General features: G+C 66.5%; 15 protein-coding genes and 1 pseudogene. 6 read left to right on the top strand and 10 right to left on the bottom strand.

What is annotated here, in order from left to right; translation table 11 throughout:
* Nucleotides 1–18 precede the first annotated feature (18 nt).
* Nucleotides 19–858, top strand: a complete 840-nt coding sequence (locus ACIA8N_RS15835) for a carbohydrate ABC transporter permease (RefSeq protein ID WP_365780712.1) — start codon at nucleotides 19–21, stop codon at nucleotides 856–858.
* A 32-nt stretch (nucleotides 859–890) separates the two neighbouring features.
* Nucleotides 891–2,279, top strand: coding sequence for a GH1 family beta-glucosidase (locus tag ACIA8N_RS15830; RefSeq protein WP_365780580.1), 1,389 nt, complete (start codon nucleotides 891–893; stop codon nucleotides 2,277–2,279).
* A gap of 419 nt (nucleotides 2,280–2,698) precedes the next feature.
* Here the strand turns inward: ACIA8N_RS15830 and ACIA8N_RS15825 are convergent.
* The 4 genes and pseudogenes from ACIA8N_RS15825 to ACIA8N_RS15810 form a co-directional block, all read right to left on the bottom strand.
* Nucleotides 2,699–3,253, bottom strand: a pseudogene (locus ACIA8N_RS15825) (RNA polymerase sigma factor); the annotation flags it as partial.
* Between the two features lie 47 nt (nucleotides 3,254–3,300).
* Nucleotides 3,301–3,765, bottom strand: coding sequence for a hypothetical protein (locus tag ACIA8N_RS15820; protein WP_365780582.1), 465 nt, complete (start codon nucleotides 3,763–3,765; stop codon nucleotides 3,301–3,303).
* A gap of 716 nt (nucleotides 3,766–4,481) precedes the next feature.
* Nucleotides 4,482–5,060, bottom strand: coding sequence for an SMI1/KNR4 family protein (locus ACIA8N_RS15815; RefSeq protein WP_365780583.1), 579 nt, complete (start codon nucleotides 5,058–5,060; stop codon nucleotides 4,482–4,484).
* A 29-nt stretch (nucleotides 5,061–5,089) separates the two neighbouring features.
* On the bottom strand, nucleotides 5,090–12,790 hold the full coding sequence (locus ACIA8N_RS15810; protein ID WP_365780713.1) for a DNRLRE domain-containing protein: 7,701 nt from the start codon (nucleotides 12,788–12,790) through the stop codon (nucleotides 5,090–5,092).
* A 1,223-nt stretch (nucleotides 12,791–14,013) separates the two neighbouring features.
* On the opposite strand from ACIA8N_RS15810, the gene ACIA8N_RS15805 reads away from it, so the two are divergent.
* Complete coding sequence (locus ACIA8N_RS15805) at nucleotides 14,014–14,589, top strand: hypothetical protein (RefSeq protein WP_365780584.1); 576 nt, start codon at nucleotides 14,014–14,016, stop codon at nucleotides 14,587–14,589.
* Nucleotides 14,590–15,084: 495 nt separating this feature from the next.
* Here ACIA8N_RS15805 and ACIA8N_RS15800 read toward each other — a convergent pair whose 3' ends face one another.
* Nucleotides 15,085–15,660: a L,D-transpeptidase family protein gene (locus ACIA8N_RS15800; RefSeq protein WP_365780585.1), complete on the bottom strand. Its 576-nt coding sequence runs from the start codon at nucleotides 15,658–15,660 to the stop codon at nucleotides 15,085–15,087.
* Between ACIA8N_RS15800 and ACIA8N_RS15795 the strand changes: the two genes are divergently transcribed.
* On the top strand, nucleotides 15,623–16,063 hold the full coding sequence (locus ACIA8N_RS15795; protein WP_365780586.1) for a hypothetical protein: 441 nt from the start codon (nucleotides 15,623–15,625) through the stop codon (nucleotides 16,061–16,063). The two genes, ACIA8N_RS15800 and ACIA8N_RS15795, sit on opposite strands and share 38 nt — an antisense overlap.
* Before the next feature lie 298 nt (nucleotides 16,064–16,361).
* Here ACIA8N_RS15795 and ACIA8N_RS15790 read toward each other — a convergent pair whose 3' ends face one another.
* The 5 genes from ACIA8N_RS15790 to ACIA8N_RS15770 all read right to left on the bottom strand — a co-directional run bounded on the left by ACIA8N_RS15790 (nucleotide 16,362) and on the right by ACIA8N_RS15770 (nucleotide 20,973).
* On the bottom strand, nucleotides 16,362–16,886 hold the full coding sequence (locus ACIA8N_RS15790) for an ATP-binding protein (protein ID WP_365780587.1): 525 nt from the start codon (nucleotides 16,884–16,886) through the stop codon (nucleotides 16,362–16,364).
* A 98-nt stretch (nucleotides 16,887–16,984) separates the two neighbouring features.
* Complete coding sequence (locus ACIA8N_RS15785; RefSeq protein WP_365780588.1) at nucleotides 16,985–17,140, bottom strand: hypothetical protein; 156 nt, start codon at nucleotides 17,138–17,140, stop codon at nucleotides 16,985–16,987.
* A 240-nt stretch (nucleotides 17,141–17,380) separates the two neighbouring features.
* Nucleotides 17,381–18,226: an IS5 family transposase gene (locus ACIA8N_RS15780; RefSeq protein ID WP_365780589.1), complete on the bottom strand. Its 846-nt coding sequence runs from the start codon at nucleotides 18,224–18,226 to the stop codon at nucleotides 17,381–17,383.
* Between the two features lie 553 nt (nucleotides 18,227–18,779).
* A complete protein-coding gene (locus ACIA8N_RS15775; protein ID WP_365780590.1) occupies nucleotides 18,780–20,180 on the bottom strand; it encodes a hypothetical protein in 1,401 nt (466 codons plus the stop codon).
* Nucleotides 20,181–20,625: 445 nt separating this feature from the next.
* Nucleotides 20,626–20,973 (bottom strand): hypothetical protein, encoded by a 348-nt coding sequence (locus tag ACIA8N_RS15770; RefSeq protein WP_365780591.1) that lies wholly within the window; start codon nucleotides 20,971–20,973, stop codon nucleotides 20,626–20,628.
* On the opposite strand from ACIA8N_RS15770, the gene ACIA8N_RS15765 reads away from it, so the two are divergent.
* Both ACIA8N_RS15765 and ACIA8N_RS15760 read left to right on the top strand, forming a co-directional pair.
* Nucleotides 20,954–21,205 (top strand): hypothetical protein, encoded by a 252-nt coding sequence (locus tag ACIA8N_RS15765; RefSeq protein ID WP_399416589.1) that lies wholly within the window; start codon nucleotides 20,954–20,956, stop codon nucleotides 21,203–21,205. The two genes, ACIA8N_RS15770 and ACIA8N_RS15765, sit on opposite strands and share 20 nt — an antisense overlap.
* 76 nt (nucleotides 21,206–21,281) lie before the next feature.
* Complete coding sequence (locus ACIA8N_RS15760) at nucleotides 21,282–22,379, top strand: ricin-type beta-trefoil lectin domain protein (protein ID WP_365780592.1); 1,098 nt, start codon at nucleotides 21,282–21,284, stop codon at nucleotides 22,377–22,379.
* Nucleotides 22,380–22,428 lie beyond the last annotated feature (49 nt).

Here is a 22,428-nt window from a genome sequence, read left to right as displayed (position 1 = left end):
CCGGTTCCGCGCTCCCCGATGGCCGCGCCCCGGTCGTTCCTCTGGACCCGGCGGATCTTCCTCACCCTGCTCACCACCTTCGTGGTGCTGCCGGTGTACGTGATGATCTCCAGCTCCCTCAAGCCCCTGGAGGACGTCTCGGGGAAGTTCGAGTGGATCCCCGGCGCGATCACGCTGCGGCCGTACGCCGACATCTGGGAGACCGTCCCGCTCGCCGACTACTTCGTGAACTCGATCGTCGTCGCGGGCGCGGCCACGGTGTTCTCGGTCACCGTGGCGATCTTCGCCGCGTACGCCGTCAGCCGCTACTCCTTCCGCGGCAAGCGGGTCTTCACGGTGACGGTCCTGTCGACACAGATGTTCCCCGGCATCCTCTTCCTGCTGCCGCTCTTCCTCATCTACGTCAACCTGGGCAACGCCACCGGCATCGCGCTCTTCGGTTCCCGCGAGGGGCTGATCCTCACCTATCTGACCTTCTCGCTGCCGTTCTCCATCTGGATGCTGACCGGCTACTTCGACTCGATCCCGCGCGAACTCGACGAAGCGGCCAAGGTCGACGGCTGCGGGCCGGTCAAGGCGCTGTTCCGCGTGATCATCCCGGCCGCGACGCCCGGCATCGTCGCCGTCGCGATCTACGCCTTCATGACGGCCTGGGGCGAGGTCCTCTTCGCCTCGGTCATGACCACCGACACCACCCGCACCCTCGCCGTCGGTCTCCAGGGGTACGCCACCCTGAACGACGTCTACTGGAACCAGGTGATGGCCGCCTCCCTCGTGGTGAGCGTCCCCGTCGTCGTCGGCTTCCTGCTCCTCCAGCGCTACCTCGTCGCCGGCCTCACCGCGGGTGCGGTCAAGTGACGCCCTCCACACCGACAACGAAGAGGTTCTCCATGTCCGAATCCACCGACTCCCACCCGCTCGATCTGGAGGCGTTTCCCGCGGACTTCTCCTGGGGCACGGCCACCTCCGCGTACCAGATCGAGGGCGCCGTCGCCGAGGACGGCAGGGCTCCGTCCATCTGGGACACCTTCTCCCGCGTCCCCGGCGCGATCGACAACGGCGACCACGGCGACACCGCCTGTGACCACTACCACCGCTGGCCCGAGGACATCGCCCTGATGAAGGGCCTCGGCACCGACGCCTACCGGCTCTCCGTCGCATGGCCGCGCGTCGTCCCCGGCGGCGAAGGACCCGTCAACAAGGCCGGGCTCGACTTCTACGACCGCCTCGTCGACGGCCTCCTCGACGCCGGCATCGACCCGTCCGTCACCCTCTACCACTGGGACCTGCCGCAGGCCCTCCAGGACCGCGTCCAGGAAAGCCACGGCGGCTGGACCGAGCGGGCCACCGCCGAACACCTCGCCGCCTACGCCTCCGTCGTCGCCGAACGCCTCGGCGACCGCGTCACCCGGTGGGCCACGCTCAACGAACCCCTCTGCTCCGGCTGGATCGGCCACCTGGAGGGCCGCATGGCCCCGGGCCTGACCGACCTCACGGCCGCCGTGCGCGCCTCCTACCACCTGCTCCTCGGCCACGGCCTCGCCACCCAGGCCATCCGCGCCGCAGTCCCGGGCGCCCAGGTCGGCCTGGTCACCAACCACTCGACCGTCGCGCCCGCGTCCACCCGGCCCGAGGACATCGCCGCCGCCGCCCGCATGGACGGCCACACCAACCGCTGGTGGCTGGACCCGGTGTACGGCCGCGGCTTCCCCACCGACATGCGCGAGCTGTACGGCGTCGAACTCCCTGAGCGTCAGGGCGACATGAGCACCATCGCCGCCCCGCTCGACTGGCACGGCCTCAACTACTACTTCCCGGTCACGGTCGCCGACGACCCGGCCGGCCCCGTCCCGTACGCCCGCGAGGTCCGCCTCCCCGACGTGCCCCGCACCGGCATGGACTGGCAGATCGACGCCGACGGCCTTGAGGCCTTCCTGCTCCGGCTCACCGAGGACTACGGCATCCGGAAGCTGTACGTCACCGAGAACGGCTCGGCCTTCCCCGACACGGTCGGCCCCGACGGCGCGGTCCACGACCCGGAGCGCGCCCGCTACCTGGAGCAGCACCTCGCGGCCTGCGCCCGCGCCCTGCGCAAGGGCGCCCCGCTCGCCGGGTACTACGCCTGGTCCCTGCTCGACAACTTCGAGTGGGCCTACGGCTACGACAAGCGCTTCGGCCTCGTCCACGTCGACTACACCACCCAGAAGCGGACCCTGAAGACGAGCGGCCGCCGATACGCGGACATCATCCGCACCCACCGCGAGCCGACGACGAACTGACCGCGAACCCCACGCCCAGCCGGAGGAAGGCCGCCCCGGCACGACCGGGGCGGCCTTCCTTCGAAGGGGACGTCAGATGTCCCGGAAAAGACTCGGCAACGCGATGAGCTGCACAGACTCGCGGCGTGAAGCAGCTGACCTGCGAAGATGACCTTTTCCTTCTTTCGCCGTCGTGCCACTTGATGCCGCCGAAAGTCCCAGGAAAGTCCCAGAGGAGTCCCACGCGAGATCGGAATGCCTGTTCCCAGATACCGAAGGCGGGGCCGCGGCTTCGGACGTCATGAAGGTGAGGCCCGGGCTGTAGTCGCGGGCCGTACGGAACGCGGCGACGGCTGCTCGGGTCGAAGCGTCATCCACGCCCAAGGGCCGCAGGGCAGCGGCCAGATCTGCCTCGATGTCGTCGTGCTCCGGCATACCGTGGTCACCCCCCATCTCTTCACCTCCTTCGCCAGCCGCTTCAGCCCGCGGTACGCGGCGGAGCGCACCGCTCCGAATCGCTTGCCCAGCACCCGGGCCGCCGCGGGACCGTCCAGTCCGACGACCACCCGCAGCAGCACTGCCTCGGCCTGGTCCCGGGGAAGCCCCGCGACCAGGCTCAGCGCCTCCGCGCTGGACAATGCCTCCAGGGCCTCGCCCGCGGTCTCCCGTCGCGCGGGCAGATCGAGCACGTCCTGATCGAACGGGGCCGTTAACGGCCGGGAGCGCAGGCGGCGCAGGTGGTCCAATGCGCGGTGGCGGGCAATGGTTGCGGTCCAGCCGCGAAACCCCGCACCGTCCCCGCGGAACCGCCCCAGGTCGCGGGCTATCTCAAGCCATGCATCAGAGGCCACGTCCTCGGCGGACTCCCCGACGACTCCTCGCAGATATCCCAGCAGCCCAGGCTGCACGCTCCGGTAGAAGTCGGCGAACGCTTCGTCGTCACCGCCCTGCGCACGCTCCACCGCATGCCGCAGAGCGGGGTCGTCCGCCCTCAAATGATCTTCCTCTGGTCTACCTGCGTCCCGCTCTCCAGCGCATCACCTTACGCGGCTGCCGACCGTCGCCCGTCGTCCGTGCGCTGTGAAAGGGGTGAGCGCTGCACACGCCACGGGAACATCAGGAAGAACTCGTAAGCGGATTCGTCGGGGCCCAGCTCGAAGCGGTTGACTACCTTGCCAAGTGGATTCCAAGCCCGCCCGTCGGGCATCCGGACACCGACCGGCTGCTGGAGCAGTTCGGACGTCATGGCGTCGAAGTCCACCCAGCGTGCGCGTGCACGGCGGACGAGTACCTCTCCGACGTACGCTCCGAGCTCCTGGAGGATTGGTGCGGCCGCGACCGAGTCGTCGGCTCCCTGCCGCAGCCCGTCCACCACGCGATCGACGATCCGAAGGCTGGTTCCGGAGAAGTCAAGAGGGAGCCGTGCTCTCATGGTTGCGCGGTCGGCGAACGCGGAGGCGCGCCGACTCATGTCGGCGGCCCGCAGTGTGCGGCTGACGTGGTCCATCGGTTCCACCCTTCGCGGACGAACCGGTGTGGTTCCTCCCGGCTCTCTGTGGCTGTCGGGAGGGCCGACCGATCTCCGCGCTCCCGATAACCCCAGCGGATCAGGTTGCGAGATCATCACGGGTTCCCCATGTGAGCACCGCCACACCCGCGAGGGGACGGGCCAACGGGCGGCGTCGGGGATCTCGATCCGGCCTGCGAAGGTGTTCCCGTGTCTGCGCGCAGCTCTTGCTCTTACCGGAGCTGCCGGCCCCGCCCGCCCTGCCCCGGCCTTCCGCAGCTTGTCCACGATGGGACGGAACTCCTGGGCGGTCTTGGCGACGGGCCGAACGCTACGTCCGGTTGGCCAGTACGGCGGGAATCCGCATCCAGAGCCTGATCTCGCCGCCGGCTCTAGCGATCTCGATCCGCTCGCCTCGCTCGACGTACCCGTTGAAGAATGCCAGCGTGGCCAGCGGATCCTCCACCCGAACGGGCGTCCACAGCGCATCCTACGATGCCGTCGCGAGCCGACCCGACGAACGGGAACTCGGTCCGTTTGAATCGGCCGTCACCATCACCGGAAAAGACTCGCGATATACAGGATGACCCGTGCATCGTTTTCTGCTCTAAGTGCGCTTGGCCGCCGGAAAGATCCGGCGGCCAAGCGTTTGCTACGGGCTGACACTCTCTCCCTGAATCCGATCAGAAAAATTTCCGCGGCCTGCTAGCAGGGCGCTATGGAGTGATTCCCGCCCATGGGTTCCCGCCGGACTCTCGGATTCTCCTTTGCTCTGCATGCGTCAAGAACCGCGGAGAGGCATGCCCGGCGTAAGGCTCCAGGGAGATTGGATACTCCTCAAACTCTTCCAGGATGAGCCTGCGGAGGAACTCGACCATTCCACACGAGTAAAGAACCCACTCGTCCTTTCCGTGGATGCGGACAACCACAGGCCACAAATCCGGATTTTCATCCTGAGTGAGCCAGCACAGGAGGTCTGCACCTGCACTCACCCCCCACGTCAGGAGGAATTCCGAACCTGCGTTCACTTGCTCGGGTTTGGAGACTGAGTCGTCCTCCCACTCATCCCGGGCAAGTAGTGTTTCTTCTTCCATCTCCCCGTGCGGGCGACCCTCGCCAGAGATTTCCGGCACCATCAGGCTGAGGTGACTGTCGATCGAGCCTGCCCCGTACGTGGCAGTGAACTCCTTGTAGTCGACAGGGAACCGTACGCCCCATGCTTGCTCCACGCGCGGCCAGTCAACTGCTTCGCCTGCACCCTCATGGGGTGGCATCAGGCGCATAAGTGCGTCCATGGAAGGGGTCCTTCCTCTCTTGTTAGTTGTCACGGCATGCCCCCCGTGGGAACTTCCCTTCCGGTGGTGAAGTCGTACTGGAGTCCCAGATTGAAACTTCCGCCCATGGATTTGTCGAGGTCATTCATGACAAGGTCGTTGAAGAGGGTTCCAGCCGGCTTTCCGTCCTTGTCCCAGAGCTCAGCGCTCATGTCGTACCGGAACGGGACGGTACGGGTGCCGCTGTACATGGGGGTTACCTTGTACAGCACCGTGTATCCATCTCCGGCGTACTTCTTCACTTGCCTCTCGAAGTATCGCATGTTGGGCACCTGGCGGTCCCGGCCCTGCGTGAACGTGTTGGCGGACCTGGCGCAGGCGGACAGGTTCTCCGGCCGTTCTCCGTCGCCACCCAGGATGTCGGCGAACAAGTGGCATGCATTGATCTTCTTGGTGGAATCGTATCCCCAGTGATCAGCGAAGCCCTTGGCCCAGAAGTATCCCTTGGTCTTCTTCGCGTTGGCTCGTGTCCCGGAATGCGACGCCAGGAATGCCTTGTCAACGCACATGCTGATACCCGTCGGGCGACCGGACGAATCCAGCTGTCCGTAGTCCTCGGCCTTCCCGCCGTTCTGCTGATGGCAGGAAGCGTTCTGCGAAGTGGTGGTGCCGCCTCCGCCGCCTCCCGAAGGGCTGCTGGCCCACACAGTGAGGAGGTCCAGTACCTTTCCGATGAGGAATCCCAGGCCGAATGCGCCACCGACCGAACCGCTGGATATCCGGTCCCTTGTCTGGTCCATGCACCCCGGCCCGATCCCCGTTTCGCAGGCGACATGACCGTCGATTTCAACCCCGCTGATGGGATTTCCGCCTGTGAACGCGTATCGATTACCGGTATACGGGTCTGCGCCGAGGTTCATGTCGGCGAGGGCACCGTTGTACATGTCTCGGGTGGTGAAGCGGTTGAGGCCCGGGTTGTAGTCGCGGAAACCCATGTCGTAGGTGCCGGACTGGGCGTCCCAGCGCTTGGAGTTGTAACGGTAGGGGTTGTAGGTCTCCGCGGTGGGGTCGACTGCGTCGGGCTTGTCGATGCCCGTGAATTCGGGGGTGTCGTCGCTGCCGTAGGCGCTGTATCCGTAGGTAGCCTTGGTGTCACCGTCCTTGGTGGTCAGGGTTTCAACGTCGGTGTGGCTGTTGTAGCCGTAGTAGCCGTCTTCGACCGTGCCGTCGGTGTTGTGCTTGGTCTGGGAGAGGCGTTCGCCCCACGGGCTGTACTGGTACGACTTGGTCAGGACGCCGGCGACTTCTTCATTCAGCACCTCGTTCGACAGGCCGAGGTAGGTGAAGTCGGTGGTCTTGCCGCCAGCGGTCTTGGAGGCGGTGCGGTCGAGCGGATCGAAGGTGTACTTCGTGGTCTTCATGGACCCGCCGTCGAGCTTGCTGCTTTCGACGACGTGGTCGAAGCCGTCGTACACAGTCCGGTCGATAACCTGCCCGCCGCTGGTGACGGACTCCTGACGGCCGAAGGGGTCGTAGTTGTAGCTCGCGGAGACGCTTGACGTGGTCGCGCTCAGCAGCCGGTTGCGGTCGTAGGCGAACGTCGTGGACGCCCCCTTGACCGTCTGGCTGATGACGTTGGCGTTGTCGTCATGTACGTAGCTCTCGGTGCCCGCGCCGTTGCCGGTCTTGACCGACTTGGCGAGCCGGTTCGCCGGGTCGTAGGTGTAGTCGGTGGTGGAGTCGAGGTACGCCGCATGATTGTCGGCATTCATCTTCTTCGCCACGTCCTGCGCCTTGTTGCCGTTGGCGTCATAGGCGTAGGTGTGTGTGGAGACCAGGGTGCCGTTGGACTTCTTCTCGGTCTGGGTCTTGAGGGCTGCGCTGAGGTAGTAGGTGTAGTCGACCGTGTTGCCGTTGGCCTTGGTCTCCCGCAGCTTTTGGCCACGGTCGGTGTAGGTGTATCCGGTGACCTTCGGGTTGGTGTCGGTCGCTGTCTTGCCGATGGATACCGTCTTGACCAGTTCCCGCGGGTCGTACGTGTACTTGGAGTACTGGTCAGGGTGAGTGACCGTCTCCACTTGGCTGTTGGCGTCGTAGGTGTAGGAGGTGGCCTTCTTCTCCTGGCCGGCGAGTGCCTCGGTCACCTTCTGGACCTGGTTCAGGCCGGTGTAGGTGATGGTGTAGGCGTCGATCCTGGCCCCGGACGAGGTGTCGTCGATCGAGGTGAGGTTGCTGTTTGCGTCGTAGGCGTAGGTGAAGGTCCTCTTCTCGTTGTCCGAGTCCCCGGTTGTGTCACGAACGAGCTTGACACCGTCGGCGACGACCGCGCCGGCGCTGTTTGCGAACAGCTGGAGCTTGGCCGCGTTGCCTTGAGTGAACGCAAACGAGCCGAGGCTGACCCAGGCGCCTGCGCTCGCGGCCTGGTTGACGGTCTTGTCCGTGGTGCCGGTGGAGTGAGTGACCGTGTACTTCGCAGCCGTTGCTGCCCCGGTGACCTGGGGGTACTTGACGTAGGCGGTGTAGGTGCCGTCCTTGGGGATGTTGAGGGTCCAGGTGTAGGCGTCTGTGCCGGTGCCGGCAGCGTGGACCTTGTGGTCGTAGCCCTGCTGGCCGGCCAAGGTGCCATTGGTCCAGGTGCCGGTGGAGGTGGTGTGCTGGGTGTCGGAGTTGTCGACCAGCACGACGGCGCTGCCCACGGGTACACCGTCGTCCGATTTGGACTTGAGTTTGCCGTCGGGGAAGTAGGACCAGCTCATGGTGCGGTTCGACGACCCACCAGCCGAGGTCAGGGTTCGGGCGGTCTGCTTGCCCAGTTCGTTGTAGTCGTACGTGGTGACGATGTCCCACGGGTCCGTGGACGACTTTGCCCAGCCGTTGTCGAAGTAGCTGTACGTGGTGTCGTTGCGGACAGTCTCCCCCTCTGACGGAGGCAGTGAGGTCTTCGCTACTCGGCCCACGGAGTCATAAGCCGTCTCGGTGTACACGTCCGTCTTGTTGTAGCGGGCGTCTGCCGGGTCGTAGGGCTGGAACTGCTTGACCGGACGGTTCAGGGCGTCGTACTCGGTACGGGCGGTGAAGTCATCCGTGGCAACGGTGTCCACGCCGCGCGGGGTAATGACCTTGGTGGCGTTGCCGACCTGGTCGTACTCGTACTTGGTCGTCCGGTAGGTGATGCCGGGGCTGGTGCCCGTGTACGGGACCTTGACCTGAGTCCTACTACCGCGCTCGTCGTAGGTGATCTCGGTGGTGTTGTTCTCCGCGTCCGTGGAAGCGACGACCAGGGAGTCCTTGTCGTAGGACCGGCTGGTTGTCTTGCTCGCAGCATCGGTGACGGTGGTGACCCGGTGGTTCAGGTCGTAGGCGGTCTTCGAGGTGTAGTCGGTGGTGTCCGCGGTCGCGTTCTTCTTCGGGTCGATGACCTTGGTGACGTTGCCGACGTTGTCGTACTCGTATGAGATCTTGTCGCCGACGGCGTTGACCACAGAACTGAGCTGGTAGATCTCGTCGTAGATGCTGGTGGTCTTGTAGTCGTCCGGGTCGGTAGGAGTCAGGGAGCCCTTCGCCTCGGTCGACGAGATGAGGTTGCCGACCTTGTCGTAGGCGAAGCTGGTCTTTCGTTCCTCCGATGTCGCCGTGTCCTTGGGGGCAGTGGCCTCCTTGACTTGGTCGGCAGCGTCGTAGACAGCCGTGGACACCGCGCCATTCGGTGTGGTGGAGGTGATGACGTTGTCGTTGGCGTCGTACGTCGGCGACGGCGTCGTGATCAGAATGCCTGCGGTCTGGTCCTTCGGTACCGTCCTGACCAGTGGGCGTCCGAACGTGTCGTACGTCTGAGTCGAATTCTTACCCAGTGCGTCCGTCACCTGGGTGACCTGCCCCCGAGCGTCATAGACGAATGAGGTCGACTTGTTCAGCGCATCTGTGATGGTGGTCGGGTAGCCGGTCGGGCCGAAGTCGCTGTTGGTCGTCGGTTTGCCGTTGGCGTCGATCGTCTTGGTCAGCTGACCGTACGCGTCGTACTCGTACGAGGTCGTGTAGTCGCCGGTGACGGAAGTTGTGGCGACGCCCTTGGGGTCGGTGACCGTTTTGAGGTTGCCGAAGGTGTCGTAGCCGAACTGCCACTTGCGGCCCTCGGGCGAGGTCTTGGTGAACAGGTCGGCGGAGTAGCCGTCCAGGCGGGTCTGGTAGCTGTACTGCTGCGAGTTGGCCGGGTAGGTGCCCGGTGCGCAGTCAGTGGACGGCGGGACGCCGGCCTTGTTGTTCTCCGCGTCGCGCGACCAGAGGGGGTAGCCGGTCTTCTGGTCGTAGCAGTACGCGGTCTTGGCGCCGTTGTTCTCTTCCAGGTACGTGACGTTGTTGTCGGCGTCCCACGACATCTTCGTGGTCTGGGACTTGGCGTTGGTCGTCTGGACCGGGCGGCCGAAGTCGTCCGTCGTGTAGTTGGTGGCGTGTGCCTCGGCGTCGGTGACCTTGGTGTCGGTGAACTTGCTGTTGCCGGGGTTCACCGCGTAGGTGAAGCCCGTGGTGCCCTGCAGGCGGTCGGTGATCGTCTTGGTCCACCAGTGGTACTTCGGGTCGTCACCGGTCTGCGGTGCGTAGTAGGCCAGGTTGGTCGCGTTGCCGCGCGGGTCGGTGGCCTTGACCAGCTTGACGTTCTTGTTGCCTTGCGTGGCGTCGTAGGTGAACTTGAAGTCCTTGGGCTGGCTGGAGCCGCCGCCGTCGGTGATCTGGCCGAGCAGGCCCTTGCCGGTGTAGTAGAAGGAGATCTTGCGGCCGGAGATGTCCGTCATGGACTTCACGTGGTCGTAGATCTTGGTATTGGTCAGGTTCGAGCCCGTGACCTTCGCGCCCAGGTCGTTGATGTACTCGTAGGACGCGTCACCCTTCTTGAAGTAGTCGACGGTGAGCGTCTGACGGCCGACCGGGTCCGTGATGTAGGTCAGGAACTTGGTCGGCTTGTTGTTGGACTTGCGCTCCTCGTAGGTGAACGTCTGCGTGTTGCCGTTCTTGTCGACGGTGGACGTCAGGTAGCCGTCGCAGCCGAACAGGAAGCGGGTGCCGTCCGGGCGCGTGAGCGTCCAGGCGTCGGGGACCGGGTCCTTGGTGGGCTTGCAGTCCAGGCCGGCCTTCATGGTGACCTTGTAGTGGACGCCCGCGGGGGACTTCCAGGTGCCGTCGGCCTGCTTGCGGAAGACGTGCGTGGTGCCGTCGCCGTCCGGGAGGCGGATCTCCGTCGGGTTCGGGTTCGGGTGGAAATCGAGCGGGGCGCCCATGCGGATGGGCCCGGAGGCCTGGAACGACCAGCCGTGACCGGCGACCGTGTCACTCGTGTCGAGGCTGTTGTACGCGAACCGGACGAAGGTGCTCAAGCCCCGGCCGGGGTTGGTGAACGCGTTGTACTGCCAGACGCTGTTGCCGGAGGCCAGGTTGTTCATGACCGTGGATCCGGCGCCGGTGTTCTTGCCGGTGTAGGAGTAGAACTTCTCCATGCCGAGGCTGTTGGAGGTGGGGTCCTCGACCGCGACGTTCTGCTTCAGCGAGGGGATGGCGCCGGTGCCGGCGGACAGCCAGCTGCCGTCGGCGATCTTGCGGACGTCCCAGCCGAGCACGTACTCGTTGCGCTTGTTGCCGTTGTCGGAGTTGATCGGCGTCTTGACCTGTGCCTGGATCGTCGCCGACTTGCCCGGCAGGAGGGCCGGGATCGCGGTGGACAGCTGGTTGCCGCCGGTGGTGACGTCCGTGCCGTCGGGCAGCTTCCAGGTGTACGACAGCTGCCGCTCGCCGGCCACCCACTCCGCGGACGTGGTGTTGGTGACCGTGAACTCCACCGTGTACGTGGTGTTCGGGGTCATCCGGGCCGGAGTGGTCGGCGCGTAGTACGTGTCCTCCGTGGTCGAGTCGACGTAGATGACCTGCATGTACGGCCTCAGCTGCGGGTCGGACGCCTCGGCGGACAGGAAGAGCGTGCGTTCCTGTGGTCCGGTGGTGGTCTCGTCCTTGAGCTTGACCAGGACGCCCTTGTTGTTGGCGGGCGTCTTGACCCAGGACTGCATGAGTCCGGTGGCGTCCCACCAGTGGCGGCCGACCTCGTCGGTGATCTGCGGGACGGTGTCGGAAACGGTGGCCGAGAAGTCACCGCCCGCTGTGGTCCACGGGGTCGTGGAGTTGGCGTTGTTCCACGTGGCCTGGGTCTCGGTGAAGTCCCGAGTCAGCGAGTGGAGTTCGTAGATCGCGCCGTCCGTGGTGCTGGTGGTCTCCGCGCCCCACATGTACATCTTGTTCTCCAGCACCGTGGCGGTGGTGGGGATGGATGTGGTGGGGAACTTCAGGGCGGCGCGGGTCTTGCCGTACGTGCCGGAGTTGTTGCCGACGCTCAGCCAGGTCTGCGCCTTGCCGGAGACCAGACCGTCGTGGTTGACGGTCGGCTGCTGCGAGGAGAGCGTGGTGTCGACCTGACCCGCCTGGATGATCTTCATCGTCCGGCCGGCCTTGGGGATGCCCACGATGCGGGTCGGCGAGCCGAGCAGCTGGCCGTTCTTGGTCTTGACCGCGAGCTGGTAGTAGTACGACTTCCCGATCTCGATGGAGGAGGAGTCCGGGGTCGGTACCGCCGTGGTGTCCGTGTACGCGGTCGTGGTCGACGCGATCGGGGCGATCAGCGTCGCGGCGGACGGCGTGAAGACCTGCTGCGTGGAGCGGTGCAGCTGGTACTCCACGATGTCCAGACCAGTGTTCCCGCTGCCGTTGGCGTACGCCGGCCAGGACAGTTCCGGACCGGTGGAGTGGACCACGGTCGGCGAGTTCAGGGACGTGCCGACGGCCCCGTAGGTCACCGTCAGGCGCGGGTACGTGGACGTCTCGTCACCGTAGGCGTTGCCGTCGGCGGCCTCGTAGCGCGGGCCGCCCTGCGGGGCGGTGGCCGTCTCGTCCTTGGCCTTGAGCACGAAGCCGTGGTTGGTCGCCGTGCCAGAGACCCACTTCTGGACGGTGTCGGCGACCGGGAAGTCGTGCCACTTGTTGTAGTCCCAGGCGGCCTTGGTGATCTCGGCGGGGTTCACCAGCCGCACCGAGTCGGCCAGCGTACGGGTCGTGGACGAGCCGGTGTCACCCAGGACGATCTTGCCGGCATTGCCCTTGGCGAAGCTCAGCTCCGCCGCGTCCAGGGTCTTCCAGACGCCGCTGGTGCCGGTCTGGTTGACCGTGTAGCTCTTGGTGCCGCCGTTGTGGGTGACCGTGTACGGGGCGGCCGTGGCCGCGTCGGCCGCGGCCGGGTAGTGCGCGTCCACCCGGTAGGTGTCGGTTTCCGGGACCCTCGGCTGCCAGGTGTAGGACTCGCCTGCGAGTGTGTTCTTGTTGAAGGCGTAGTCGTCGTTGGTCGCCGCACCGCCCGTGGTCGTGCCGCGCGGCCATTCGCCGACCGCAGCCGTACCGGCGTCACCGTCGTCCAGCTGGACGGTGGTGCCGGACAGTTCACCGACAAGGGCGCTGGTGTTGGACCAGGTCGCGGGCGTTGCCCCTGCCTCGCTCCACGCTCCGGTGGCCCGGTGCGCCTCAAGGGCGACCGCGTTGGCGTTGGTGGTGTGCGACTGGTCGTAGTACAGACTCAGCCGGGCCGCGTCGACCTTCACACCTGCCGGGATCTCGCTCATCGGGAACTTGATCAGCGAGCGGGCGATGCCGGTGTCGGTCTTGCCGACCGACAGCTTCCAGGTGTTGTTGAAGTTCACCGCCGGCTGGTCCGAGAGGACCATGGTGTCTTCGGAGACCGAGGCTATCGGTGTGATCGTGATCGTCGGGTCGATGACGACCGGGTACTGGCGCTCCTTCGCCGCGAGCCACTCGGCGTCCGGCGTGACGGTCAGCTTCCAGCCCTTGCCGTCGGTGTCCCGGACGAGCTTCTGGGTGACCTTGGTGCTGTACGTGCCGCCGGTGACCGACTGCGGATCCTTCTTGGCGTCCGTCATGTACGGAGCCGGGATCACCATGACCGGAGTACCCGGGGCTTCGCCGAAGAAGGCGATCGAGCCGTCCTTGCGGGTCTTCGGTGTCAGACCGCCCTCGGTGTCCAGGGTGAAGGTGAACGACACCGGCCCGGCCGGGCGTTCGGCCAGGACGATGTCCTCCTTCACCTGGCCGTTGCCGACCCGGTACGACAGGTCCGCGCCGGAGACGGCGTCCTTGTAGACGACCTGGTCACCGTTCGCCTCGGGCTTGAGCACGCCGGCACCGGTCAGGCCGAAGGTGACCGCCCCACCGCTCTCCGCCTCGAACCGCATGAACTTCTCCGCGTCGGAGCCGAACCAGCTCTTGCCGGCGTTCGCGGTGTTGGCGAAGTCGAAGCCCTTGTCCCGGGTGGCACGCACGGTGGTCTCGACCGGCTTCCAGGAGTTCCCGGACCTGTACGAGGTCGGCACCGCCGTCAGCTCGGCCTCAATCCGGCCGTCCGAGAGCTGCCAGAAACGCGCCTGCGAGGTGCGCTTGGCCGTCAGCTCCTTGACGCGCTTCGCCTTCGGGAGCTTCTCCCCCTTCGGCAGCTTCTCCCGGCTGGGTATCTCCAACGTCCCGCCGGCGGGAGGGGCGGCCGGTTCCTCGCCGTCGTCCGAGAACCAGCCCGCGATCGTGTCGAAGACACCGGTGTCGTCACCCGTGGACGACGACGGTTGGGCCGCGTAGGCGGCCTGAGGCAGTAGCGTGCCCGCCACCGCCGACACGACCAGACAGGAGAGGAATCTCCTGTGTGGAAATTTCACCACGATACCTTTCGGTATCGGCGCACCCGCATCGCTGTACGCGAAATGGGCACGCCGAACGAGCCGGAGCGGATGTTTCCGCCCGGCTTTGAGCAATGCGAGTTGACCGCGAGAAGCAAAAGGACGCAATCTCGCGGAGTCGCAGGGGGATTTCTAACCACTCTTCTGACGCCAAGTCAACCCTGGTGACATACCGGGCAAAGGCGCGCTCGGGAGGGCATTGTTTGCCCATTTTCTCCGCTCGCTCGCGCTTGACCGAAGGCATGGTGTATAACCGCCCGGTTCATCTGTCAGTTCACCTCACCGAAAGCCGGGCTCTTCCCATGCCATCCAGCGAAATCGCGGAAAACGCCGCACAGCAGGAGAACGAACACGAAAACTCCGAGGGCTCGCCAGGCCGACGCGGGTTGCTGATCGCCGGAATCGTCCTGCTCGCCTGCCTCGGGCTCGTCGGCTACGGCACGCTCGACACCGATGAGCAGCCGAAGCCGCAAGCTGTACCCACGGCAGAGGTGACGTACGAGGTCACGGGGACGGGAACCGCCGAGATCTCCTACCTCGCCCGCAGCGAGGACGGCACGGCCACGGTCGAGGAGGGCGTCACGCTGCCCTGGAAGAAGTCTGTTCGGGCACCTATCGGCAAGACCCCGACCGTCGCTGTCGTCCTCGACGGAAAAGGCGGCCAGGCGGCCTGCACACTGGCGATCCGCGGCAAGCACGTCCAGCGAGCCACCGCCATGGGCGAGTTCGGTCGTGCCACGTGTGCTGGTGAGGTGCTTTCCGGCGTCGGCGAGGGGTGACGCGTCACTTTTCGGAAATCCTGCTGTCTGGTTTGCATGCTTGGGTATGCCGTAATGGGCATCGTCGTGTATAGCCGCTGCGCTGTGTGGCGGAAATGCAGGACCGACCTCTTCGCGCCAAAAAGCAATTGCAACTAAGGTCTGGCCGAAAACCTGATGCCACCCCTTGTATCCCGTCCACGCCATGAACAGCCGTCAGCGACCGGCGCCGGATACTTGATCAGCGATCCGGCTCCGTCCACCACCCTGACTGAGTCCGCCCGGGTCACGGACCCGACGGAAGGACCGCCGAACGAACCCGCCGGGGCTCCGACCGACGAGCCTCGACCGAGCACCCACCAGCAGGCCGACAGAGAACCGACCCTCAGCAAGGAGCCTGCAAAGGAGCCCACCGAGTCCAGCCGCACCCCGAACCCTGACGAGCACGACCACCACCAACAACAGCGGCTGGGACCTTCCACAAGGTCCCAGCCGCTTGGCGCTGTACGGAGTGACTCAGCCGATGGCTATCCGCGGGTTCGCCGACGGCTTGACCCATCCCATGAAGCGGTCCATAGTCGCCCGCGGCACCGACACACAGCCGGCCGTCGCACCGCTGCCGTTGACGTGCAGGAAGATCCCGGCACCGCGACCGGGCATGGCAGGCCACCGGTTGAAGTTGATGACCAGCGCCTTGGCGTACTGCGTCGGGTAGTTGATCAGGTGCTCACTGCCGCGCTCACCGGACTCGGTGAGCGGAAAGTCCGCACCCTCCGCCGTGTGCATCTGGTTGTAGAACTTCGACTCCGGGTCCTGCACCCACCAGTGACGGTCATCGACCTTGGTGTACGGCATGGCGGTCCCACCGGACTCGACCCCGAAGCCCTCGGTGATTGTGTACGTGCCCGAAGGCGTGGTGTACGTGCTCTGCCGGCGGGTCGCGCCGTCCACGACACCGTTGGAGCCCACGCGTCCGGCGCTCGTGGAGAACTGCGCCTTCCAGCCGGAGGAACCCTTCTGCCACGCGGTGACGGTGGCGTACGAGCCCTCGGCCTTGACCGTGATGACCTGCGTCGCGTTCCCGACTTCCACCGGCACGGGGAAGTCCGGCGCCGCGGCGGGCGCGGACGTCGGTTCCCCCGACCCGCCACCGACCGTGGTACCCCCGGGCTTCGTCGTTGAAGTCGTGCTTCCGGACGGCTTGGCAGAGGCGGACCGGGACGCGGAGGACGACACGGACGGGGTTGCGGGTGTGGAGGGTGACGCCGAGGTGGAAGCTGATGCGGAGGGCGACGCCGAGGCGGAGGGCGAGGCGGTCGGACTCGCCGGAGCTGAGCTTGCCCCCGCCGTACGGTCGCTCAGGTCGGCGCCGGGCGCGACAGAGACCGCAGAACCGGCGGGCTCCTTCTGGTCGCCACAGGCCGATACGAGAGTCATCGTCCCGATGACGGCCAGCAGACATGTGTATCTATGGGAAGAGCGCAGCACGAAGTGATTCCTCGGTTCGTCGACACAGCGCGGCGCACACCGCCACGCATCAAGGCGGCCCGGTTATACGAGGTCCTCGGCCACCGACACCAGGCGGCGGACATTGCGGACACGCCTCACGGCCTCTGGCACAGCCGCCCGGAGCCGCTTCCGAGCCGTGAGCCCCCCGCACCCGCGAACCGCGTCCCCTGAGAGGGCGGTTCGTGAGGTGTTGACCGTTTCCCGATTGAGCCGAAGCACGCTGGTTGTCACGTGGGCAGGCTTCTCGGCACCTGCGAGGCTTGACGTCGGCAGGTCGTTCTTCGTCAGCTCTTGACAGCCTCTGCAATCTGCAGGGCGACCTGAGCGGGCGTGAGGTGCGTGGTGTCGACGACCTCGGCCTCGGCGTGCAGCCACGTGCGGGCCGCCTCGGCGTACGGCTCAAGATATTGGAGACGGAACGGGGAGTTGGGGCCAAGAACAGTGTCGCCCGCGATGCGCCCGCGGAGGGTGTCCTGGTCGGCATGGAGGACGAAGTGTCGAAGCGAAATGGCATGCTGAGCAAGACCGGAGGTGATCTCGCGCCAGTACTGCTCGACGAGGACAGTCATGGGAATCACCAGAGTGCCGCCGGTGTAGTCGAGAACACGGCGGGCGGTCTCGACCACGAGAGGCCGCCATGGCGGCCAGTGCTGGAAGTTGTCCGTAGCGGGCAACCCCGGTGTGATGTCCATGAGTGTCTCGCCGACCTTCTCGGCGTCGAACACCCGTGAATCCGGGATCAGCTGCTGCACGAGCGCACTGGTCGTCGTCTTGCCCGCGCCATGGGTGCCGTTGAGCCATACGATCATGAGACTCGACGCTAGCGTCGTGCGGTCCGCAGGAACAGACACAGCAGAAATCGGCTCACTGATGAGGCTGGTGTGGGGCTGCTCGCGGTGCTCTGCGGTTACTGCTTCCTGGTGAAGCTGTCGGCGTCGGCCTCGGTGAGGATACCGAGCTTGACCAGGCGTTTCAGCTTGGCACGGGTGCCCTCGATGTTCTTCGGCAGCAGTTCGTGGTCGAGGGCTTCGCACACGTCCCGGGCCCGCAGCGGGCTGGTCACGTCGTTGAAGACACCGAGGATGCGGGGGGTAGTCCGGGTGCTCGGGCAGGTCCGGCGGGACGGCTGGGAGCCGGTCGGCGAAGCCGGTGACGGTCTTCCGGGTGATCGCGAGGTGTTCGCGGTGGGTCTCGGCCTCCCGTAGCCGGGCCTGCAGTTCACCGATCTGCGTGCGAAGGTCGTCGGTCAGGGCCCGGGCGGCGTCCTCTTGGATGCCGAGCGCGTCGAGCAGGGGCTGGATGTTCACGCGCTCACCGCCTGCGCCTCGCGCCAGGTCGGGGTGTTCGCACCGGTGAGGCGGCGGACCATGACCTGGGTCATGGCCCAGTAGACGCGGCAAGCGGACGAGGCCGGGTGGTGCTCGTAGTCGCGGACCAGACGCCGGTGCAGTATCAGGATCCCGTAGGTCTGCTCGACCCTCCACCGCTTCGGCTGAGGTACAAAGCCGGTGTCCTGCGGGTTGCGTTTGACGATCTCCACGTCGACGCCGAGTGCGGTGCCGTGGTCGACCACGGCCTTCTTGAAACCCTGGTCGACCAGCGCCTTCTCGACCGTGCCGCCGGCGTTCTCGGCGACCTGGTCCAGCAGGGCGATGCCCGCGGCGTTGTCGTGCGCGCTCGCGGCGAGGACGGTGACGGCGATGACCAGCCCCAGCACGTCCACAGCCAGTCCCCGCTTGCGGCCCGGCACCCTCTTCGCCGGATCCCGACCGGTCGTGGAGGCGGGGACCCCGGCGGCCGCGTGGACACTCTGGGTATCCAGGACCACCAGGGTCGGGTCCTCTAATCGGGTCCGTTCACGGACCTGGCAGCGCAGGAGATCGCGGATGACCTGATCGGTCCCGTCGTCCCGCCAGGCGGCGGAGTAGTAGTACGTCGCGCTCTGCGGCGGCAGATCGTGCGGCAGGCAGGCCCACTGGCAGCCGGCCCGGCCCTGGTAGAGGATCGCGTTCACGATCTCCCGCATCGCGTAGGCGCCCTGGTGGCCGCTGGCCGAGCAGTGCCGGCCCTTCCACGCCGTGATCACCGGCTCGATCAGAGCCCCGCCCTCTGATGAGTCATCCCCTCGCACGTGTGACTCCCCGTGCAAAGTCCCAGAGAACTCCCACGAGGCACGCCACACCTCCCGTCGTTGTTCATTGTCGCAGGTCAGGATGGCTGTGCCGACCACTTTCTGACGGTTTGTCAGATATCCCGGAAAGGACTCGGCGGCCCTGTGAGCTGCGCAGACTCGCGGCGTGAGGCGGCTGACCTGGGAAAACGTCCTTTCCCTTCTTTCGCTGTCGTACCACTTGATGCAGTCGAAAGTCCCAGGAAAGTCCCAGAGAAGTCCCACACGTGAGTGGTGAGCACAGACGCAGAGACAAACATGACGCCACGCGGGGGAAGGGCGGAGTGTTGCCGTTCGGGAGAGCGGTCAGGTCGCCCGTTCGGCGCTCCCGTCAGAAACGCCGCGCTCTGTTGAGTCGGCGGCCAACGGTCGGTCAACTGGTGCGCATGCTGCGGATGAAAACCGCCGACAGGGCAGGGGCGTTGCAGCAGCCCGGAATCGCGCATGTCCCATGAGCTAGAAATTTTCCTATTGCGCCTATTCTTGCCGTTTGGGCGCGGAGTTGCGGGGACCATCGACGCCGGGTGCTGGATCAGGCGGGGTTGCTCCTGCGGACGGGCAGGCTGCTCAGGGCCATGACGGTGCCGTCGTCGTGGAACGAGATCGGTCCGTTCCATCTCCCGGTCTCTGCGGCGGCGGGCAGGGCGGAGCGGAGTTCGTAGGCTGCCTGCCGGTATTCCTCCACACGCCCTTCGCTGACCAGCCCGTACAGCTCCGCGTCCATTCCGGAGAATGCCTCGATGCGGACGGTCTCCATGCGGAAGACGTGGTCGGTGCCGACGAATTTCCTGCCGGCGACGGTGATCTCGGCGTCGTGGGAGCTGGAGGTGGCGGCGAAAGTGGGCACGTTGTAGTGCTCGCGGCCTTGGCGTTTGGTGAGGTACTGGGCGGTCTTGTGGCCCCCGCCGGCGAAGGCGGTCAGTCCGGCGGCCCCGGTGCGGGCCAGGAGCTGGCCGAACCAGGGGAGGTCGTTCTCGCCGACCTGGAAGCCGTCGACGTTCCGAGCCCGCCGGCCCTCGCGGGCCGGGATGCGGATGGCGTTGGGGTAAGGGATACCGGACTTGCCGGTGATCTCCGCATCCGCGTTCCCGGGCGTTCCCGGTATTCGGAGAGGGAGCAGGGCTTCGCCGCGGGACTGCAGGGCGTTGACGACGATCCCGCCCTGTCCCATGAGCTCGGTGGACAGCATCAGGCACGGGGTCGTGTTCCACTCGCCGATCTGCATGCCCTCGGCCAGCTCTGATCCCTTGACCAGCTGCTGGATCGTGGTGCTGCGGGTGCGGCCGGATCGTTTGGTCGGCTTCTGGTGGTTGCCCCGGCAGGCCACGAACGTGACCTTCGACGGCTCACCGGGCTTCCACGCCTCGATGAGGAAGTCGGGTCGGGGGCGTGAGCCCTTGTCCCGCTGGGCGCCGCCCAAGGCCCATCCGGCCCGCAGGACGGTGCTCGTGTCCACGACCGAGACGATGTGGTCCGGGTACCGCTCCCTCGCGATGTGCTCCGCTGTGGCGAGACCGAAGCCGACCGCCAGTTCCCGGGCCTGCATGGACTTGTACCAGCGCTCGGCGGTACGGCCCTTGTCGGTGAGGTCCATGGCGCCGGCGCGGTTGCCGTACAGCGCCTCGCAGTACTTCAGGCTCAGCCAGTGCTCCGCGAGCCCCCGCCCCATGCCTTGACCCGCCAGCACGTAGCCACGCGCCACGGCATGGAGCACCTGCCAGGGAGTGAGCTCGATGAACCGGCCGTGCTCGGCCTGTGTGATGGGCCGCAGCTCGGGTTTCCTGCGGACTGCCTCCTGGCCCTTCTCGCGGCGCTGCTTGTCAACGGCCGCCGCCGCGGAGTCGACGTGGGCGGCGAGTTCTGTCGTCGACCGGAGGTGAACGGTCTGCCGACGGCTGAGGGTGTTCAGGATCTGTCGCGCGGTTCTTGCCATACGTCCCCCACGGTGTCCGCGTGCTCCTGGCTGGCTGGCCGGGAACGCTAGACCGGACCTCTGGGGCGCATACAAGTACGCATGGTGCATCAGCGTGCTGATCCGGCCATGGCCACCTGCGCGGCGACGGCGGACATGTCCGTGGAACATCCGACGGTGCACGGTCGTCAACCCGATGGGGCCTGAGTGCCCTCGTGCGGGTCGATGTCCGAATGCTCGTGCTGGGAACTCATGCTTCCGCCGATCAGGGGGAGCGGGACATGGGCTCAAACGTGCTCGACCTCGGTGCCGCGCCGGACCTTGCGGTATCGCTCCACAGCGAAGGGCGGTGGGACGGGAGCAGCGCTGTTGCAGAGACGGCAGGCGAGTTCGGGGCACAGCTAGTGCGGGCCATCCGGGCGGGTCTGGCTCAGGGGCCCGGTGCAGCGCGGGAACATAGGCCTGCTCAGCAGGGGAGGAGCCCCACGACCATCACCGCCGCGGCCGCGCAGGTCAGCCTCATCGGCGGGTCGTTCGCCCTCACCGACCTGTGAACCGGCGGCACGTCGAGCCCCTCCGGCCAGATCTCCGCGAGCGTCCCCGCGCACGGCGCCGCCGTGTTCAGGATGACCTGAGGGAGGCCGCTGGCCGCCAGTACCGCACGCCTGCGCGGTACTGGATCGGGCCGCTTCCTGGACGCGGACCGTGCCTCCAGCGTGGCCGGGACGCGGGCGCTGATCTGGGACAGCCACACCGCCGCCGACCAGCTCTGAACCACGTGGGCCAGCGGCGAGATCCGCATCGACGGCGTCAAGTGCCTGGACGCCTCCGGCCAGGGCGCCACAAATGGCACGCCCGTCGTCATCTGTCCCTATAACGGTCAGAACACCCAGAAGGGAGGTCGCGGGCCGACGGGTCGATCCACAATATCCAAGCTGGTCTGTGCCTCGACGCGAACGGGGCCGGCACCACCGACGATGGTATCCCCCGTCATAATGTGGACCTGCAACGGCCAGAGCAACCAGCAGTGGACCACGCTTCCGTGACGCGCCACCCCTCCTCCACGTACGGCGACCAGCCGCGCTGATCCAGCAATCACTCACTCAAGCAAGAAAGGGCCCCATGAGAAGGTCCTGGATTCGCCCCTTGGTCACACTTGCCGCCGCCGGTCTCGCGGTGACAGCGGGAGGGGCGGCCCCCGCCTCCGACCCGCCTTTGCGGGTCATGCCGTTGGGCGACTCGATCACCTGGGGCGTGGGGAGCAGTACGGGCAACGGCTACCGGGGGCCGCTGTGGGACAGGCTGGCGGTGGACGGCCACCCGGTGGACTTCGTGGGTACGGGACGGGCCGGTTCGATGTCCGACCCCGACAACGAAGGGCACTCCGGATACCTCATCGAGCAGATCGATGCCCTCACCGATGCCTCACTCACGCGTTACCGACCTAACGTCGTGACGCTGCACATCGGCACCAATGACCTCAACCGCTCCCACCAGGTCTCCACCGCCACCGCCCGGCTGCAGTCCCTGGTCGGGCGGATCACCGCCGCCGCCCCCGACGCCACCGTCCTCGTGGCCTCCCTGGTCGTGTCCACCAGCGGATCCGAGGAGCAGTACCGGGCGGCGTACAACCAGGCCATTCCCGGCATCGTGCGCGAGGCGCAGGCGGCGGGCAAGCGTGTCGCGTACGTCGACATGAGCAGCCTGACCACGGCCGACCTGGCCGACGCCCTGCACCCCAACGACGCGGGTTACCGGAAGATGGCCGACGCCTTCCACCGCGGCGTCCAGGCGGCGGACAGCGCCGGGTGGCTGAGGAACCCCGCCCCCGCTCCGGCGCGCGTACAGTCCGGCATCGCCGGGAAGTGCCTGGACATCAGTGGCGGCGGCAGCACCGACGGGACCGCCGTCCAGACGTGGAGCTGCGGCGGCGGCGCCAACCAGTTCTGGTCCGCCTACACGGACGGCACCCTGCGTTCCCTGGGCAAGTGCCTCGACGCCGCAGGCTGGGGCACCGCCAACGGCACCAAGGTCCAGCTCTGGGCCTGCCACGGCGGCACCAACCAGGTGTGGCAGCCCCACAACGGCGGCTACCGCAACCCCGCCTCCGGCCGCTGCCTCGACGTCCCGGGCTCCTCCACCGCCGACGGCACGCAGATCCAGCTGTGGGCCTGCCACGGCGGCGCCAACCAGAAGTGGACCACCCTGGCCGCCGGATGACCGCAGCTCCCGGGATCTGAGCGCGATCGCGTCCCGCGCGATTTAAAGT

The organism is Streptomyces sp. NPDC051822 (assembly GCF_044452745.1).
Taxonomy (GTDB): Bacteria; Actinomycetota; Actinomycetes; order Streptomycetales; family Streptomycetaceae; genus Streptomyces.
Note: the sequence above shows the minus strand (reverse complement) of the source record. Positions and strands in the feature narration are given on the sequence as shown.

Coding starts and splice junctions, on each gene's coding strand:
- ACIA8N_RS15835 (WP_365780712.1), top strand. CDS start 19: ATGGCCGCGCCCCGGTCGTTCCTCTGGACCCGGCGGATCTTCCTCACC.
- ACIA8N_RS15775 (WP_365780590.1), bottom strand. CDS start 20,180: ATGGCAAGAACCGCGCGACAGATCCTGAACACCCTCAGCCGTCGGCAG.
- ACIA8N_RS15820 (WP_365780582.1), bottom strand. CDS start 3,765: ATGGACCACGTCAGCCGCACACTGCGGGCCGCCGACATGAGTCGGCGC.
- ACIA8N_RS15790 (WP_365780587.1), bottom strand. CDS start 16,886: ATGATCGTATGGCTCAACGGCACCCATGGCGCGGGCAAGACGACGACC.
- ACIA8N_RS15830 (WP_365780580.1), top strand. CDS start 891: ATGTCCGAATCCACCGACTCCCACCCGCTCGATCTGGAGGCGTTTCCC.
- ACIA8N_RS15810 (WP_365780713.1), bottom strand. CDS start 12,790: ATGGTCCTCTCGGACCAGCCGGCGGTGAACTTCAACAACACCTGGAAG.
- ACIA8N_RS15815 (WP_365780583.1), bottom strand. CDS start 5,060: ATGGACGCACTTATGCGCCTGATGCCACCCCATGAGGGTGCAGGCGAA.
- ACIA8N_RS15760 (WP_365780592.1), top strand. CDS start 21,282: ATGAGAAGGTCCTGGATTCGCCCCTTGGTCACACTTGCCGCCGCCGGT.